This window comes from Polaromonas sp. CG_9.11, from assembly GCF_015752225.1.
Classification (GTDB): Bacteria; Pseudomonadota; Gammaproteobacteria; order Burkholderiales; family Burkholderiaceae_C; genus Polaromonas.
Genome location: NZ_JADOVE010000066.1, coordinates 1 through 1,802, shown reverse-complemented (window position 1 = coordinate 1,802; position 1,802 = coordinate 1). Strand labels below are relative to the sequence as shown.

The 1,802-nt window shown below is 57.8% G+C and carries 1 pseudogene; it reads left to right on the top strand.

Going from position 1 to position 1,802, the window contains the following annotated elements:
• The first annotated feature begins 388 nt into the window (after positions 1-388).
• Positions 389-1,569 (top strand): annotated as a pseudogene (locus tag IWX85_RS20100) (IS256 family transposase).
• The last annotated feature ends 233 nt before the right edge of the window (positions 1,570-1,802 follow it).

Below are 1,802 nucleotides of genomic sequence, written 5' to 3'. Positions count from 1 at the left end.
CGGCGCGATCAGTTCGAATTGTTCACGAGTCAGTTGCATTCCTACATTTTTCCAGCAACGCCTCGGCTTGTCAATTTTGAGTTAACACGCCCTAGTGTCGCGTCACGAACTATGTGACGTTGACAATGGGGGATGGAACATTACAAAGTCACTTTGTCAGAACAAGAGAGAGCCGAGCTGCAAGACATTGCCAGCAAAGGCACCCACGCAGTGGCCAAGGTAGTGCAACATTCGTTCTGTAATTTCCCCGACCACTGAAACTGAACCTGTTTGGAAGTTTCGGGTTTTGGGATTTTTCAATTTAAGCCCTGCCAGGCCGCCGGAGGCCCCCCCCTCGTTGGCACTGACTGGCAAGCCTGGACCGACACAGAAAGAGAACGTACTTCCTATGGCCCAACGAACCCAACTTGATGACTGCAACCACCCGCTGCACGAAGCCTATGCCTGCTTGCTCGCCAATGGCCTGGACGGCGCCGGTGAAGCCTTGCGTATCCTGGTCAATGAAGCGTCCCGCATTGAACGGGCCCAGCACCTTCAGGCCAGGCCGTACGAGCGCTCGGCTCAGCGTGTCGATTACGCCAATGACTACAAGGACAAAACTGTCCTGACCCGCATGGGCGAAGTCACTTTTGAGGTGCCGCAGGTGCGCTCGGGCGGTTTTTATCCCAGCGCCCTGGAGCGCGGCAGCTGCTCGGAGCAGGCGATGAATCTGGCGCTCGCCGAGATGTACGTGCAGGGCGTGTCCACCCGAAAAGTCATCGAAGTGTTGCAAAAGCTGGTGGGGCCGGAGTTGAGCATCTCCAGCACGCAAATCAGCCGTTGCACGGCGCTGCTGGACACGGGCTTGCAGGCCTGGCGCACGCGGCCCTTGGGAATGAGACACCGTACGTGATTTTGGACGCCCGGTATGAGCGGGTGCGCGAAGCGGGCCGGGTCGTGGACTGTGCTGTTTTGGTGGCCATCGGCGTAACGGCGTCCGGCCATCGCCGGGTGCTGGGCGTGTCGGTGGCGCTTTCAGAGGCCGAGGTGCATTGGCGCGCCTTTCTGGACAGCCTGATTGAGCGCGGCCTGCGCGGGGTCAAGTTCCTCGCCAGTGACGATTATGCCGGCCTGAAAGCGGCACGCAAGGCGATGTTTCCCGGTGTGCCCTGGCAGCGCTGCCAGTTCCACCTGCAACGCAACGCGCAGGGCTACGTCAGCCGGCTGGAGCAGCGCACGCCGGTGGCCCGCCAAATACGCGGCATCTTCAATGCGAACGATGCCATTGAGGCACAGCGACTGCTCAACGCAGCGCTCAAAGACTGGCAAGTCAGCCATCCGCAACTGGCCGCCTGGGCTTCGACTAATCTGCCTGAGGGCTTTGCCGTCTTCGACTTGCCTGAGGCGCATCGGGTTCGCATGCGTACCACCAATGGTTTGGAACGCTTGAACAAGGAACTCAAACGCAGAACCCGCGTGGCCACTTTGTTCCCCAACACCGCCAGTTGCCTGCGCCTGGTCAGTGCCTTGCTGGCCGAACAAGATGAGGAGTGGATGACCGCAAAAATCTACCTCTCCATGAAACCCTGAGCATTGCTAATCACCAGCACCCAAAACCAAATCTCGGAAATTTACAGAAAAGAAGTTGCTTTATCAAGATTGACCGGCTCAAGAAGAAGTTTTTCTAACAAGGCCTGGAGCTGGCCCTGAACCGTCAGGACTCGCAGCGCGGTGAATGTCAAGCTAGTTGTCGCCTGTGAGTCTTGAATTTAAGCGGCTTTGTTGAACTCCTTGCTGCTCTCCTTTTGGTCATGCTTTTGATC